Origin of the sequence: Propionispira arboris (assembly GCF_900109225.1) — a bacterium.
In the GTDB taxonomy this organism is placed as follows: domain Bacteria; phylum Bacillota; class Negativicutes; order Selenomonadales; family Selenomonadaceae; genus Propionispira; species Propionispira arboris.
In genome coordinates, this window is the sequence record NZ_FNZK01000027.1 from 12,850 (window position 1) to 26,517 (window position 13,668).

A 13,668-nucleotide genomic window follows, 5' to 3' on the forward strand; every position below is an offset into this window, starting at 1 on the left:
AGAAAAAGCTATAAGAAAACTCATAGAATTTAAGGAGGTTTTATTATAATGGCTGTAACTTCTCGGGTAATACAAACAGACAAAGCTACTAAAAAACGTTTTATTGTAGGTTTACTTCTCTTTCTTGGCGTTATAATCAACTATATGGATCGCAGTAATCTTGCACTCGCAGCACCAGTGATAGGAGTTGATCTGAATCTTGACTCGGTACAAATGGGTCTTATCTTTTCAGCTTTTGGCTGGTCATATGCTATTTTGCAAATTCCGGGTGGTCTAATTGTAGATAAAGTCAAACCACGTATTTTATATGCAATTATGTTGGGGGGATGGTCTATTGCTACGTGTTTGCAATCCTTGGTGAATGGATTTTCTGCCTTTTTGGGTCTACGTGTAATTCTTGGTATTTTTGAGGCTCCATCTTATCCAACGAACAATCGAGTCGTTACTTCGTGGTTTCCTGAACAAGAACGGGCTACTTCTACTGCTTTTTACACTTCAGGACAATACGTAGGCATTGCTTTCTTTACCCCGCTTCTTGTATACATACAAAATGCTTTTGGCTGGAGAGGTATGATATTTATTACAGGTGTTATCGGGGTTATTTATAGCATTGTATGGTATCTTATGTATCGAGATCCCAAAGATAGTAAAGCGAATGAGGCTGAACTAAATTATATCCGCCAGGGCGGTGGCATTGTTGATATGGATGGTAAACAAAATGTAAGAAAAGCTAGTTGGTCACAGTTGAAGTACGTTTTGAAAAATCGCAATATTTGGGGTGTATTTATCGCACAATTCTGTCTTTCATCGATTCTTTGGTTTTTCTTGACGTGGTTTCCAACGTATCTCGTCCAATATCGTGGTATGGGTTTTATTAAAATGGGTTTCTTAGCTTCATTACCATTTTTAGCTGCTTATGTTGGTATATTGTTTTCTGGATTTATTTCTGATTATCTCATCAAACGTGGTCACTCTATTGGATTTGCACGCAAAGTACCTATTGTTAGCGGTCTTATTTTAGCGACTTCTATTATTGGTGCTAATTATGTTGACGACCAAACTGCTGTTATTGCATTTATGGCATTGGCGTTTTTTGGTAATGGGTTGGCGTCCATTACATGGGTTTTTGTGTCTGCATTGGCACCATCTCATTTACTGGGGCTTACCGGTGGCATTTTTAACTTTATGGGTAATCTTTCGGCTATAGCTGTACCCATCATTATTGGATTTTTGGCAAAGGGCGGAAGTTTTGAGCCAGCATTGGTATTTATTAGTTCATTAGCTTTAATTGGAGCCTTATCATATATCTTTATTGTTGGAAAAGTCGAACGTATTGTAGTTCCAGAAGAATAATATTCTTAAGAATAAAAATTTTCATAATATTAAGAAGGATGTGTTAATAATGAAGGAAGTTGTTGTTGTACGACCACATGAAGTTGAAGTTAAAGAGGTACCAATCCCTAAAATATCAAATAATCATGATGTTTTGGTAAAAATGCAAGCAGCAGGCGTATGTGGAAGTGATTTTCATATTTATCATGGTACAAACCCTTGTTCAACTTATCCCAGAATTCCAGGACATGAAAATGCTGGGATTGTTGCAGCAATAGGGGATATGGTAACAAATGTTAAAGTTGGAGATCATGTAATTGTAGATCTCATTATGACTTGTGGAGAATGTTATCAGTGTAAAATAGGCAGAAAAAACGTATGTGAAAATGTACGGGTAAGAGGATCAGGTGCTGATGGTGGCTGGCGAGAATACTTCACTGCCCCGGAAGATGAAGTTTATAAAATTTCTGATGAAATACCATGGCAAGATGCTGCGTTAGTTGAACCATTTGCTATTGGTGCGCATTGTACGAATAGAGGACGTGTAGTCGAAGATGATGTTGTATTCATTCTTGGAACGGGAACAATTGGGTCAATTATTTTGCAGACTTGTAAAGCTAAGGGATGTAAAACAATTATTTGCTGTGATATCAATGATGACTCATTGGAAAGAGCAAAGCATTATGGTGCAGATTATATTATTAACTCTAAAAAAGAAGATGTAGTTAAAAGAGTTCAAGAAATCACGGATGGAAAAGGTATAAGTATTGGATTTGATTCAGCTTGTTTTCCCGGTTCACTTACGTTTCTTATGCAGCCGGGGATTTTGAGAAATGCAGGCAGGGTAGTACCTATGGGGTTTGTTACGGAACCGGAAGCTATTACCCAGGCTATGATTAATCAGCGAGAAATAGATATTATTGGTTCAAGAATGTCTTGCTATCAATTTGAGCCAACGATTAAGCATATGGAAAACCATGATTTTATATTAGAAGGAGTTGCAACAACATTTATCAAATTTAGTGAAATAGACAAAGTGTTTGAATATATGAGTCATCCAAATCCAGCCGTAAAGAAAATGGTAATACTTTTTGACGAATAGACGAATAATAGAAAGTGAGGAAATATTATAATGAAAATTTTTGATATTAAAGGGAAAAAAGCAATTGTTACAGGTGGAACTAGAGGTTTGGGTTATGGAATGGCAGAAGGCTTGATGGAAGCTGGCTGTGAAGTCGCCATTGTTGGAACAACCGATAAGGTTTATTCAGTAGCCGATGAGTTTTGCAGCAAAGGTTTTACCTGTTATGGAGTGAAAGGGAATTTTGAAGTAAGAGATGAAGTATACAGTTCTTTTAATGCTTGTATAGAAAAACTAGGCGGTGATTTGGATGTTCTGGTAACAGCGCATGGAATTCAAAGGCGCCATAGTGCAGAGGTATTTCCTATAGAAGAATGGGATAGCGTTTTAAATGTAAACCTAAACTCAGTTTTTATTCTCTGCCAAGAAGCTGCTAAAATAATGTTGAAAAAAGGCTATGGAAAAATCATTACGATTGCTTCAATGGTTTCATTCTTTGGAGGACAAACTGTTCCAGCTTACTCAGCTGCCAAGGGTGGTGTTGCTCAAATGACGAAAGAGATGAGCAATGACTGGATTAGTCGGGGAATCAATATAAATGCTATTGCACCTGGTTATATGGCAACTAAAATGAATGAAGCATTACTGGATCAAAACAATCCAAGATACAAAGAAATTACGGATAGAATTCCAGCCCATAGATGGGGGACTGGTGATGATATGAAGGGCGCCTGCATTTTTCTTGCATCTCATGCTAGTGATTATATGGGGGGAGCTATTATTCCAGTTGATGGTGGTTATTTAGTAAAATAGTTTAGTTTTTATAAAATATAAGTGAAAATTACGATAATTTATTTTTATAAAGGGTACTTATTTATATAAGTGCTCTTTATTTTTTTGAACTATAAATAATTAAAATGGAGGAAACTATCTAAAACAGCATAAAAGTGAAAATACCAGTTCGTTAGATGTTATATAAAATTAAAGAAATTGCATCATTTCCGCTTCTATGCGGAAGTATTATATTTGATAAACACTTCATAATAATATTATAATGATATCAGTTAAGAATAGTATAGTTAGATAAGACAATGTGCGGTTTATAATAGGTGAAATAATTTATAACCGGAGAAAGGAGTTAATTATGAACCTTTCATATTGTGTTCCTCGACAACGTAATTTGTTGAAGATTTTATTGACTAAAAATGAATGGATTACAGGTGTACAACTTTCTTGTATGCTGCATGTTACAGATCGGACTGTTCGTAGTGATGTTAGTGTTTTAAATTATATTTTAGAGCAATATAATTCTTCGATTCTTTCGGCCCGTGGAAAAGGTTATTATTTGCAGTCGAAAAATAAAGAAGCTTTGTATTTTGTTTTATCTAAAAATTCTGAATTTAAAAACATTTCCAAAGAAACTTGTATTAGAAAAATTTTATTACTTCTATTAACAACAAATACAGAAATAGATCTATATGATTTAGAGGAAAAACTTTTTATCAGTCGGACAAGTTTGGAATCATACATAAAGAATATTGAAAAAATTCTTGTGGATTTTTCCTCATTAAAAATTGCGAGAAAGCATGGAAAAATTAAGTTGTCGGGACCCGAATTTTCAATTCGGTTTATGTTGAATGAAATTTTAAAAATTCAATACGATCATGAATTAGGTAAATTTTATTGTGAAAATGAATATATTGCTGAAACTGATTTTTTAAGAGTATATAGTTATGTTATTTCGTGTATAAAAAAATCGAATCTATTTTTAGACGAAAATGGGATTGTGAGTATAGCTCTATATCTGGCAATTTCTAAAAAAAGAATTAAAGAGGGACAGCTTATTGAAAATAAAGAGTATCATGATACTTTTAGGAATCCAAACCAATATGATAATGATGATTTGGTCTATGCTGTGGCAAAAAAGATGTATGGTGCAATTATTTTCGATAAATTAGGAGTGGAAATAGAAAAAGCAGAAATTTATCAAATAGCAATCCAGCTTTCGTTTGTTAATTTGTTTCAAACAAAAGATTTTTCTAAAGAAGAGCTGATAAAAAATACGTCGCCTCTGATTATCAACATCGTAGATTCTTTGGTACAGGTAATTAAAAAAGACTTTTATTTGGATTTGACAAATGATGAAGAGTTGTATATTGGGCTCATTTTGCATATTAGGGCTTTAGTTAACCGCAACCGATATTGTCATGAAGAAATAAATCCTATTTTAGATAGTATAAAAAGTCAGTATCCTTTTGTTTTTGAATTATCTTTGCACATTTATGAGATATTTAACGATGTTATGGGAATAAAATTAACGGAGGATGAATTGAGTTATGTAACAATACATATTGCTGGAGCGGTTGAACGTTTGAGCATGCAGCATTCTCAAAATCAGACAAAAATTGTTATTATCAGTCATTTAAGTGCAAGTTATTCCGATTTGTTGGTATTAAAGCTGCATTCTATTTATTCATCCAAAATACAAATTGTTGGATTGTTTCCTATATACCGTTGGAAAGAGGCGTTAGCTGCAAAGCCTTCTATTATTTTGGTGACATCCTCTGTTTCACAAATATTGATTCGTAAAAGTAAAAGTGAAATTCCCATATTAAAAATAGGTCCGCTGTTTTCGGCTGATAATGAAATGGCTTTAAATATATTGCTCACAAAAATCAGAAAGAATATTATTTATAGCAAAAAAACAGAAGACTCTATTTTTAGTAAATTTGATAAAACTTTATTTTTTCAAAATATACACTGCCAGACAGTAAAAGAGACCATTGATTTTCTATGTGATCAGTTGGAGCAGGGGGGCATGGTTCCTAAAAGTTTTAGAAAGTTTGCTTTTGAGCGAGAGGAACTTGCCTCTACTGCTTTAGCGAATTCAATTGCGATTCCTCATCCAATTACAGCTTGTGCCTACCATACTGTTTTTGCAGTGGCAATATTAAAGAAACCGATTTTGTGGGGGAAGTATAAAGTCCAAATTATTTTTTTGATTGCTGTAAAACCTGAAGAGAAATCTATTATAAAAGATTTCTTTAACTTTATTAGTTTCTTAATGGATACACCGAAAGATGTACAAAAAATTATAAATACAGATAGTTTTTCCGATTTTTTGAGATTTATACAAAGTATAAAAATATAAGGTAAAGGAGAAAATGTGAATGTGTGAAACAGAAAAGTTTTTTTGTCTTGGGATGAATATAAAACCAGAATATATGATGTTAAATATAAAAGCATCAACAGATGTGGAAGCTATTAAGATTTTAGCAGAAAATTTTTTTAAGGCAGGGGCTGTAAAAGATACGTTTGTTCCAGCAATTTTACTGCGAGAAAAAAATTTTTGTACAGGGTTGCAGTTTGAGGAGGCTGGAATTGCAATTCCACATACGGATGCCATACATGTAAATTATCCGGCAGTAGCGATTGGAAAATTAGAAAATCCAGTCGTGTTTCAATCTATGGGAGCACCGAATACTCCAGTCAAAGTAGAAATTATGTTTATGTTAGCAATAAAGGAACCGCATAAACAAATTGAGTTTTTGCAGTTGCTGATGACTAAATTTCAGGAAGAAAATCTTTTAAGGAGGTTGATGAAATGTAATACAGCGGAAGAGTTGACGGAAAAATTTATAGCGTGTTTGGTCTAATATTAAATATAACAGGAGGAATCTATGATGAAGAAGATTTTATTAGCATGCGGAACTGGTATTTGTACGTCAACAGCAGTGAGTGCAAAATTGCAGCGAATATTGGATGAAAAAGGATTAAAAGGACAGTATCAGATTGCACAATGCAAAATTGCCGAAGTCCCTATGAAGTCAGCAGATTTTGATTTATGCATTGCAACTACGCAGGTTTCTGGAGACGTCAAATGTCCGTTTATTATGGGAGTCGCTTTTTTAACAGGTATGGGATTAAATCCTATTATTGAAAAAATATTAACTATTTTTGAAACTAAATAAAAATTTCTTAAAAAATATTTTATAAGGAGTGAAGTAGAATGGATCTTATATTGCAAGGCTTTAAGTTTATACAAGGACTGGGACCGGCAGTTATGATGCCAATTATCATATTTTTATTAGGCGTATGTTTAAAGGCTGGAATTGGTAAATCTATCCGCTCCGGATTAACGGTTGGTGTTGGTTTTATTGGCTTAAATTTAGTCATAGGCTTGATGAGTTCAAATTTAGGCCCGGCAGCTCAACAAATGATTGAAAAATATGGACTTACTTTATCGGTTATTGATGTGGGATGGCCGGCAGCCGCAGCGATTGCTTTTGCATCGACGGTTGGAACTTTAATTATTCCGGTTTGTCTGCTTGTGAATATTGCTATGCTTTTAACAAATACGACACAGACAGTGGATGTAGATATATGGGATTATTGGCACTTTGCTTTTACAGGGGCGTTGACAGCGATTTTGACAGGAAGCCAGTTGATCGGTATGGCGGCTGCTATATTGAACATGGTTATTGTTATGGTTATTGCAGATTATACTGCACCTGGGTTGGAAAAACATAATGGGCTGGCGGGGATATCATTGCCACATGGTTTTTCTACGGCATATGTTCCGATTGCCTGGATTGTAAATAAAGTGATCGATCAGATTCCGGTAGTTCGTGATATTAATATTGATCTGGATCAAATTCAAAGGAAATTTGGCGTTTTTGGAGAGCCGATTTTAGTGGGAACCGTTTTAGGCATTATTATTGGAGCTGTTGCTGGATATGAGATCGGCGGGGTCTTAACGCTGGGAATTACCTTAGGCGGGGTCTTGGTCTTAATTCCTAAAATGGCAGCTATGTTGATGGAAGGATTACTGCCGATTTCAGATGCGGCATCGACCTTCATTGAAACTAAATTTCAAAATCGCGGTAAGATTTATATAGGGCTTGATTCAGCTGTAGGGATTGGTCATCCAATAACATTAGCGGTATCCTTGATTCTTGTTCCATTGACCGTGTTTTTGGCAGTGGTGTTACCAGGGAATAAGGTTCTTCCTTTTGCTGATTTGGCAGTTATTCCCTTTATGTTTGTTTTGATTATTCCGATGGTAGGGGGAAATGGATTTAGAGCTTTGATCACTGGTATTATTACGATTGCATCAGGTTTATTGATTTCGACAAATCTTGCGCCCATGATGACGGAAGCTGCTATTAATGCACATTTTAAAATGCCGGAAGGCGCAATGGCAATTTCCAGTATTTGTGATGGAGCGAATCCTTTAACTTGGATTATTGTAAGATTAAATGATTTTGGCATGATAGGTCTGGGAGCTTTATTAGTTGTAGCTGCTGGACTGGCTGTTATGAATCGGAATCGAATTATTAAAGAAGCAAAAATGCTGCATAGTGAAACTACTGTAGAATAGCACAAAAGAGTATGGTAGATGCGTAGGCATGTATACTGATAAATTGAGAGAGGAGAATAGAAATGAAAGAATATCGCTGTAATAAAAAAATGTTTTTTTGGAAAGTAACAATTCCAGCGCTATTTGCCTTATTTTTATTGGTTATATGTGCTGTAGTAAGCTTTTATTCAAATTATCGTTTACTATTGGGACTTGTGGGGCTCGTTTGTATTTATGTGATTTGGAATACAGTAGTAACTTCAAGCTATCCGGATCGAATTGTTATCCGGGATAAATCGATAGCGTTCTTCTCTTATGGTAATTGTCAGGAATATTTTTTTGATCAGATTAAACAATTTCGTGTTCGGGATGCATTTTATTCAAAAGATATGTTTATAAGAATAAATGATCCTGCTTTTTATAAAGGGCGATTTTGGTTGAATGCAGATTATTTTAATCAAGGAGAAGAACTGCATCGGTTTATTTTGACATTAGAGTATAAAATACATCCGTCATCACTGAAAGCAATGGCGAGAAAACGATAAGTAATAGAAGCAAAAAATTGAACTTTGGGGAGGCTGGCTTATGTTTGAAAAAGAAAAGGGGGAAATCATAAAAACTGCCATGAAGCTTGATCGTTATGGTTTGATTGCTTTATCGGGAGGCAATGTCAGTGCACGTATGCCATCAGGTGAAATTTTACTTACGCCGTCCGGTATGATTTATGAAGATATGATACCATCGGACCTGCTGGTTGTCGATATAAACGGGGGGATTTTGGAAGGAACTAGAAGACCTTCTGTAGATACGGTAGCTTTATTGTATATTTATCAAAATATGCCTTTTGTTCGGGCAGTTATTCATACGCATCAACCTTATGCAACGGCAGTTGGACTTATTTCAGATAAGCTTCCTTGTGTAGTGACGACACTTGCTAATGCAGCAAAAGGATCTGTCAAGGTTTGTCCATTCAGTTCGGCAGCCAGTATTCAAATGGGGATTGAAACGGTTGATAATATAGGAAATAAATTAGCCGTTATTTTAAAAAATCATGGCGTAATGGCTATTGGAAAAGATTTGAAAGAAGCGTTATATGCTTGCGTTTATGTAGAAGAAGCGGCAAAAACTTATTTGTTGGCACGATCTATCAGCAGTCAAGTCGTTGAATTAGATGCCAGCCAGGTTGATCAGGCAGTCGAGGTATTTGAACATTATGGGCAAGGAACGCAGCCTTTATAAAAAGCAGCAAGCACTAAATTTATAAGAGGGAGTAATAATGATAAATAAATTTAGAATTTATGCAGTTTGTGGCAGCGGGGTAGCTACGTCAACCTTACTGGCGAATCGTTTGAAAACTGGATTGGAAAAAGAAGGGATTGTATCTTTTGTTATTATGGAATGTAGCATTCGTGACTTAGAACGATTCGTACAAAACAGCCGTCCAGATTTTATTATTTATACAACCCCGCTTGATGCGCTTGATTTAAAAGATATTAAGATTTTTAGTGGATTACCCATTTTGATGAATAAAGATACAGCATTGCTTTATAAGGAGATTGCGTCTTACTTAAAGACGAGAGAATCTCGCTTTATTTTGAAATAGCCTGTTTTTTAGAGAAAAAGATGCTGCAAGTGAAAATGCAAAATGGTTGTTCTTGATGAATAAAAAAATTGATTGTACAAATTTATACGTCGTTCATAGCAAAAGAGCCATCGGTTTCAAATCGATGGCTCTTTTTGATTTGTAATTTATGCGAGTTGTTTTATTACGATATCAGGTAATAGTGTTTGTACTTGCTGTTGTCGGATGAAGCCGCTTTCTTTTTCAAGAATGTTTGCGGTGCCGCAGGCTGAGGCGAGACGGAGAATGGACTGAATATCAAGCTGGCGATGCAGTCCACTGGCAATACCTGCAACATAGGCATCACCAGAACCAACGGCATTGACAGCTTCAAGTGTTGGCGGCAGGGCATGATATATTTTTCCGGCAAAAGCAGCAATGGATCCCTGTTTACCGAGTGAAATAACAGGCAGTTTGATATCTTTTTGCACAAGGGTTCTTATTTCACGAACGGCATCTTCGATGGAGTTGATTTTATTGCCCGTGAGTGCTTCCACTTCATCTTTATTTGGCTTTATGAAAAATGGCTTTGCTTTGATACCTTCTTGTAAGGCTTTGCCGCTTGTATCCAGCAAAAATTTTTTTCCGGCGGCATTGGCTAGTGTGATCAATTCATTGTAGAAATTCGGTTCTATATTTTTCGGCAGACTGCCTGAAGCTGTTATGATATCGGCAGATTTTAACAAATTTTTATATGTTGTGAGAAAATCTGTTTGTTCCAGCGACGTGATCCAGGGACCTGGTTCGAGGATTTCTGTCTGTTTACCATCTGCGGTGGCGATGTTGATACAGGCGCGGGTTTCCGCTTGTATGTTTGTTGACTGATTGGTAATACCTTTTTCTACCAAGTTATCCGCGATGAATTTACCGATATGACCACCGAGAAAACCTGTAATGGTGCAGCTTTCTTGCAAAATATTTATAACATTGGCAACGTGGGTTCCTTTGCCGCCCGCGGTGTTTTGTACGTTTTCAGTTCGCATGACTTGTCCATATTTTAAACTTTGAATGGTATAGATTTTATCTAAAGACGGGTTGAGGTTTATAACTAGAATCATAAAATTTCTCCTTGTTTTAATAGCGATTTGCACTACCGCATATTTTGATTTTATGTTCTACAACTTTTGCCATGGCATCTTTACCCGGCGTCATATAACGACGGGGGTCATTCGCAGAAGGGTTTGCCAGAAAAAATTCTTTGATTGCGCCAGAAAACGGGATTTTGAGATCCGTGGCAACGTTGACTTTACAAATACCCATAGTAATCGCTTTTTGTACAAGTTCATCCGGTACGTCAGAGGCCCCATGAAGTACCAGGGGAATATCAACTTTCGAACGAATTTGCTGCAGCCGATCAAAATCAAGTTTTGGTGTGCCTTTATAGAGACCGTGCGCGGTGCCGATGGCAATGGCGAGGGAATCGATACCAGTAGCTTCAACAAAAAGCTTAGCTGCATCTGGATTGGTATAGGCACTGTCTGCTTCGTTTACAATGAGATCGTCTTCTTGTCCAATGAGTTTACCCAGTTCGGCTTCCACGGTAGTGTCATATTTGTGAGCGTAGGCAACAACTTCTTTGACAATCTCTATATTTTTCTCGAAGGATTCATGTGAAGCATCGATCATAGCAGAGCGAAAACCCGCATCAATATCCGCTTTGATTGTTGCAACGTTTTCATGGTGATCAAGATGAAGGGCGATGGGAATATCCGTTTGTCTGGCGGCGACTTGAGCCATGGCAATCAGGTAATCGCAGTTGGCATAGGTTACGGTAGAAGGCGTGGCTGCGATTATGAGCGGTGAATGCATTTTACTGGCTATTTCAACAACAACTTGCAGGGTTTCCAGGTTATGAATATTAAAAGCGGGGACCGCATAGTTTTCTTTTTGGGCATTTAGAAGCATTTGTTTGGTTGATAAAATTTTATGCATGATTTTTTCCTCCATAAATTAAGTGAGTTTTGCCGACTTTTGGGCAGAAAATTGCCCGCTATAAAAATTGTCTTATAGGCTATAACATCTATTCGTCAAATTTTGTTTGCGGGCTGATTTCAAATTATTTGTTTTCTAAGCGAAGTTCTGCTTCCTGTGTCATTGCTGCGAGTTGTTTTTTGTGCCAGAAATAGGTGCAGACAACACAGGCACCATAGAAAATTCCAATGAGAGCAAGTCCGGTAACATTGGTTGTATTCATGATCTGCGTCAAGATATAGGTTACAGGGCTGCCGCCTTGATCAAGGGATGCGAACTGTGAAACGGAAGAGGTTACTTGGCCGGCATTTGCCGCAAGTACCGTATGGAGCCCAATCATTTGATTGGATATCCAGATCGTCATGAACATAACGATGGAGCCAGTAATGAGTGTACGGAAGAGATTGCCACCGTGAACACCAACTGCCATAGCGATGAAGAAACCAATCGTTGGCAGATCACCAAAAGGTAGAATCTGATTGCCCGGAACAATGGCTGCAATAAAAATGGTAACTGGAATGAAGAGCAAAGATGCTGCAACTACAGCTGGGTCGCCAAGTAAAAGTGCGCAATCAAGACCTATATAGAAGGTCGAGTTTTTGAAATGTTTCTGTAGTACAGTTCTTGCTGTTTCAGATACAGGCAGCAAACCAGACATAATATGTTTTACAACTTGTGGCATCAGAATGATGACTGCTGCCATTTGAATGCCAAGTGTGAGAACACCACGGACATCATAGCCTGCGAGAATACCAATAATAATACCCATGATAGCACCCATAATAGCTGGATCGCCAAGTGAACCAAAGTGTTTTTCGAAGCTTTCCAGATTGATGTCGATGTCTTTTATAATAGGAATACGATTGAGAATCAAATCTACCGGAACTGCAATCGGAGCGAACCAGCCGGTTGTTCCATGGGGCATGGCAATTCCTTTAAGACCAAAATATTTTTCAGTTACAGGTGCGAACCAGTCACCGATTTTGTAAGCATAAGCGGCATGAAGAGCTACACCGAGAATACCAAGTGTATAGCTGCCTGTAGCGATATTGATAATGGCACCGGTAAAGGCAAAATGCCAGATGTTCCAGATATCAATATTCACTACACGTGTGAGCTTTAATATGAGCATGAGAATATTGACGGCAATAGCAACGGGAATCGCAACAAGGGCTATACTGCTTGCCCAGGTCATAGGGGAGGAACCAGGCCAGCCAAGATCAATGATGTTCATAGAGATACCGAAGTTCGCTGACATTGCTTTCGCTGCCGGGGCCAGGTTATTGAGCATGAGCCCAATAACAAGTCCGATGCCGATAAAGCCGATACCAATGGATATACCAGATTTTAAAGCTTTGCCAAAGGATTGTCCAAGGCACATCGCAACGATGAAGATAACGATAGGCAGCATGACCGCTGCACCGAGATCGACAAAATATTGTACACAGTATAGTATTGTTTCCAAATAAAAAACCTCCTATTTCGAATTATGCTTTTAAAATAAATACTGGCAGGGGATTACTTTAAATAGGATAAAATTTGTTCTTCTGTTGTTTCTTTATTGATACCACTGAGAAAAGCCATACCATTCACATAAGGTTTGCCAAAATCTTTTTTTATGCGCATGGTTGTAACAATAAGATCCACACCGTCGAGATTGCTTTCAATTTCTGACATACGTATTTGGATAATTTCCACAGGAATCTGGTTGGCTTTGCAAAGGTCTTTAATTGCACTTGCAGCTACTGTTGAAGTTGCTACGGCACCGCCGCAGGCTACAATAATTTTTTTCATGTTAAACGTCCGCCTTTTTCATATATTCTCGAATCGAGTGTTACTTGAGATTGTCCAGCATAAGCTGACACACTTCTTTGGCACTTGTTGTTTGCTGCATACATTGAACCAGTGTTTCTTGTTGAAATATGGCAAAGAGTTTCTGCAGCATATTTAAATGATTTTCGCTGCCATTTAAAGCAAGCATAAAGAGTAAGGTAACAGATACATTGTCATCAGGATTTTCCATGCTGTGGAATTGGACTGGCTGTTTCAGGCGTAATACAGCAATACCGTTTTTAAATACATTATCTTCCGGAGTTGCATGCGGGAGAGCAATGCCGCAGCTTGCAAGAACGATACCTGTAGGAAAGTTTATCTCTCTTTTGTGTATAGCTCCAATGTAGGAAGGATGGATATAACCGTCCTGTACCATCATAGTACCCAGCAGGTTAATTGCTTCAGTACTGTCAGCAGCTGTTCCGTCCAGGCAAATCAACTTTTCATTCAATAAATTTGTCATATTCATTA

Annotated in this window: 15 protein-coding genes and 1 pseudogene; 11 read left to right on the top strand and 5 right to left on the bottom strand. The window is 37.2% G+C overall.

Features of this window, described 5'->3' with window-relative positions; all coding sequences use genetic code 11:
* The first annotated feature begins 48 nt into the window (after positions 1 to 48).
* From BMY14_RS19200 to BMY14_RS19245, 11 genes and pseudogenes are all read left to right on the top strand, one after another.
* Entirely contained in the window at positions 49 to 1,353 is a 1,305-nt protein-coding gene (locus BMY14_RS19200; protein WP_091835527.1) for an MFS transporter, read from the top strand.
* A 49-nt stretch (positions 1,354 to 1,402) separates the two neighbouring features.
* Positions 1,403 to 2,434: an alcohol dehydrogenase catalytic domain-containing protein gene (locus BMY14_RS19205; protein WP_091835530.1), complete on the top strand. Its 1,032-nt coding sequence runs from the start codon at positions 1,403 to 1,405 to the stop codon at positions 2,432 to 2,434.
* A 30-nt stretch (positions 2,435 to 2,464) separates the two neighbouring features.
* On the top strand, positions 2,465 to 3,226 hold the full coding sequence (locus BMY14_RS19210; RefSeq protein WP_091835533.1) for an SDR family oxidoreductase: 762 nt from the start codon (positions 2,465 to 2,467) through the stop codon (positions 3,224 to 3,226).
* Positions 3,227 to 3,557: 331 nt separating this feature from the next.
* Positions 3,558 to 3,743 (top strand): annotated as a pseudogene (locus BMY14_RS21240) (HTH domain-containing protein); the annotation flags it as partial.
* Positions 3,744 to 3,782: 39 nt separating this feature from the next.
* Positions 3,783 to 5,564, top strand: a complete 1,782-nt coding sequence (locus tag BMY14_RS19215; RefSeq protein ID WP_245741497.1) for a BglG family transcription antiterminator — start codon at positions 3,783 to 3,785, stop codon at positions 5,562 to 5,564.
* 19 nt (positions 5,565 to 5,583) lie between these two features.
* On the top strand, positions 5,584 to 6,069 hold the full coding sequence (locus BMY14_RS19220) for a PTS sugar transporter subunit IIA (RefSeq protein ID WP_091835539.1): 486 nt from the start codon (positions 5,584 to 5,586) through the stop codon (positions 6,067 to 6,069).
* 24 nt (positions 6,070 to 6,093) lie between these two features.
* Positions 6,094 to 6,384 carry a PTS sugar transporter subunit IIB gene (locus tag BMY14_RS19225; protein ID WP_218144938.1) on the top strand — a complete coding sequence of 97 codons (291 nt, stop codon included), beginning with the start codon at positions 6,094 to 6,096 and terminating at the stop codon, positions 6,382 to 6,384.
* Between the two features lie 38 nt (positions 6,385 to 6,422).
* Complete coding sequence (locus BMY14_RS19230; protein WP_091835544.1) at positions 6,423 to 7,793, top strand: PTS galactitol transporter subunit IIC; 1,371 nt, start codon at positions 6,423 to 6,425, stop codon at positions 7,791 to 7,793.
* Between the two features lie 62 nt (positions 7,794 to 7,855).
* Positions 7,856 to 8,317 (top strand): hypothetical protein, encoded by a 462-nt coding sequence (locus BMY14_RS19235; protein ID WP_091835547.1) that lies wholly within the window; start codon positions 7,856 to 7,858, stop codon positions 8,315 to 8,317.
* Between the two features lie 40 nt (positions 8,318 to 8,357).
* Positions 8,358 to 9,011 carry a class II aldolase/adducin family protein gene (locus tag BMY14_RS19240; protein ID WP_091835550.1) on the top strand — a complete coding sequence of 218 codons (654 nt, stop codon included), beginning with the start codon at positions 8,358 to 8,360 and terminating at the stop codon, positions 9,009 to 9,011.
* Positions 9,012 to 9,048: 37 nt separating this feature from the next.
* Positions 9,049 to 9,375, top strand: coding sequence for a PTS sugar transporter subunit IIB (locus BMY14_RS19245; protein ID WP_091835553.1), 327 nt, complete (start codon positions 9,049 to 9,051; stop codon positions 9,373 to 9,375).
* Positions 9,376 to 9,521: 146 nt separating this feature from the next.
* Here BMY14_RS19245 and BMY14_RS19250 read toward each other — a convergent pair whose 3' ends face one another.
* The 5 genes from BMY14_RS19250 to BMY14_RS19270 all read right to left on the bottom strand — a co-directional run bounded on the left by BMY14_RS19250 (position 9,522) and on the right by BMY14_RS19270 (position 13,666).
* Positions 9,522 to 10,451, bottom strand: coding sequence for a 1-phosphofructokinase family hexose kinase (locus tag BMY14_RS19250; protein WP_091835556.1), 930 nt, complete (start codon positions 10,449 to 10,451; stop codon positions 9,522 to 9,524).
* A gap of 16 nt (positions 10,452 to 10,467) precedes the next feature.
* Positions 10,468 to 11,325, bottom strand: a complete 858-nt coding sequence (locus tag BMY14_RS19255) for a tagatose bisphosphate family class II aldolase (RefSeq protein WP_091835559.1) — start codon at positions 11,323 to 11,325, stop codon at positions 10,468 to 10,470.
* 124 nt (positions 11,326 to 11,449) lie between these two features.
* The gene (locus BMY14_RS19260; protein ID WP_091835562.1) at positions 11,450 to 12,829 is read right to left on the bottom strand and encodes a PTS galactitol transporter subunit IIC; all 1,380 of its coding nucleotides are present in this window, start codon (positions 12,827 to 12,829) and stop codon (positions 11,450 to 11,452) included.
* Between the two features lie 53 nt (positions 12,830 to 12,882).
* Positions 12,883 to 13,158, bottom strand: a complete 276-nt coding sequence (gatB, locus tag BMY14_RS19265; RefSeq protein WP_019555100.1) for a PTS galactitol transporter subunit IIB — start codon at positions 13,156 to 13,158, stop codon at positions 12,883 to 12,885.
* A gap of 40 nt (positions 13,159 to 13,198) precedes the next feature.
* On the bottom strand, positions 13,199 to 13,666 hold the full coding sequence (locus BMY14_RS19270) for a PTS sugar transporter subunit IIA (protein ID WP_091835565.1): 468 nt from the start codon (positions 13,664 to 13,666) through the stop codon (positions 13,199 to 13,201).
* Positions 13,667 to 13,668: the final 2 nt, after the last annotated feature.

Excerpts from the sequence above, each read along its gene's own strand:
- BMY14_RS19200 (WP_091835527.1), top strand. The coding sequence starts at position 49 with ATGGCTGTAACTTCTCGGGTAATACAAACAGACAAAGCTACTAAAAAA.
- BMY14_RS19205 (WP_091835530.1), top strand. The coding sequence starts at position 1,403 with ATGAAGGAAGTTGTTGTTGTACGACCACATGAAGTTGAAGTTAAAGAG.
- BMY14_RS19210 (WP_091835533.1), top strand. The coding sequence starts at position 2,465 with ATGAAAATTTTTGATATTAAAGGGAAAAAAGCAATTGTTACAGGTGGA.
- BMY14_RS19220 (WP_091835539.1), top strand. The coding sequence starts at position 5,584 with ATGTGTGAAACAGAAAAGTTTTTTTGTCTTGGGATGAATATAAAACCA.
- BMY14_RS19225 (WP_218144938.1), top strand. The coding sequence starts at position 6,094 with ATGATGAAGAAGATTTTATTAGCATGCGGAACTGGTATTTGTACGTCA.
- BMY14_RS19230 (WP_091835544.1), top strand. The coding sequence starts at position 6,423 with ATGGATCTTATATTGCAAGGCTTTAAGTTTATACAAGGACTGGGACCG.
- BMY14_RS19235 (WP_091835547.1), top strand. The coding sequence starts at position 7,856 with ATGAAAGAATATCGCTGTAATAAAAAAATGTTTTTTTGGAAAGTAACA.
- BMY14_RS19240 (WP_091835550.1), top strand. The coding sequence starts at position 8,358 with ATGTTTGAAAAAGAAAAGGGGGAAATCATAAAAACTGCCATGAAGCTT.
- BMY14_RS19245 (WP_091835553.1), top strand. The coding sequence starts at position 9,049 with ATGATAAATAAATTTAGAATTTATGCAGTTTGTGGCAGCGGGGTAGCT.
- BMY14_RS19250 (WP_091835556.1), bottom strand. The coding sequence starts at position 10,451 with ATGATTCTAGTTATAAACCTCAACCCGTCTTTAGATAAAATCTATACC.
- BMY14_RS19255 (WP_091835559.1), bottom strand. The coding sequence starts at position 11,325 with ATGCATAAAATTTTATCAACCAAACAAATGCTTCTAAATGCCCAAAAA.
- gatB (WP_019555100.1), bottom strand. The coding sequence starts at position 13,158 with ATGAAAAAAATTATTGTAGCCTGCGGCGGTGCCGTAGCAACTTCAACA.
- BMY14_RS19270 (WP_091835565.1), bottom strand. The coding sequence starts at position 13,666 with ATGAATATGACAAATTTATTGAATGAAAAGTTGATTTGCCTGGACGGA.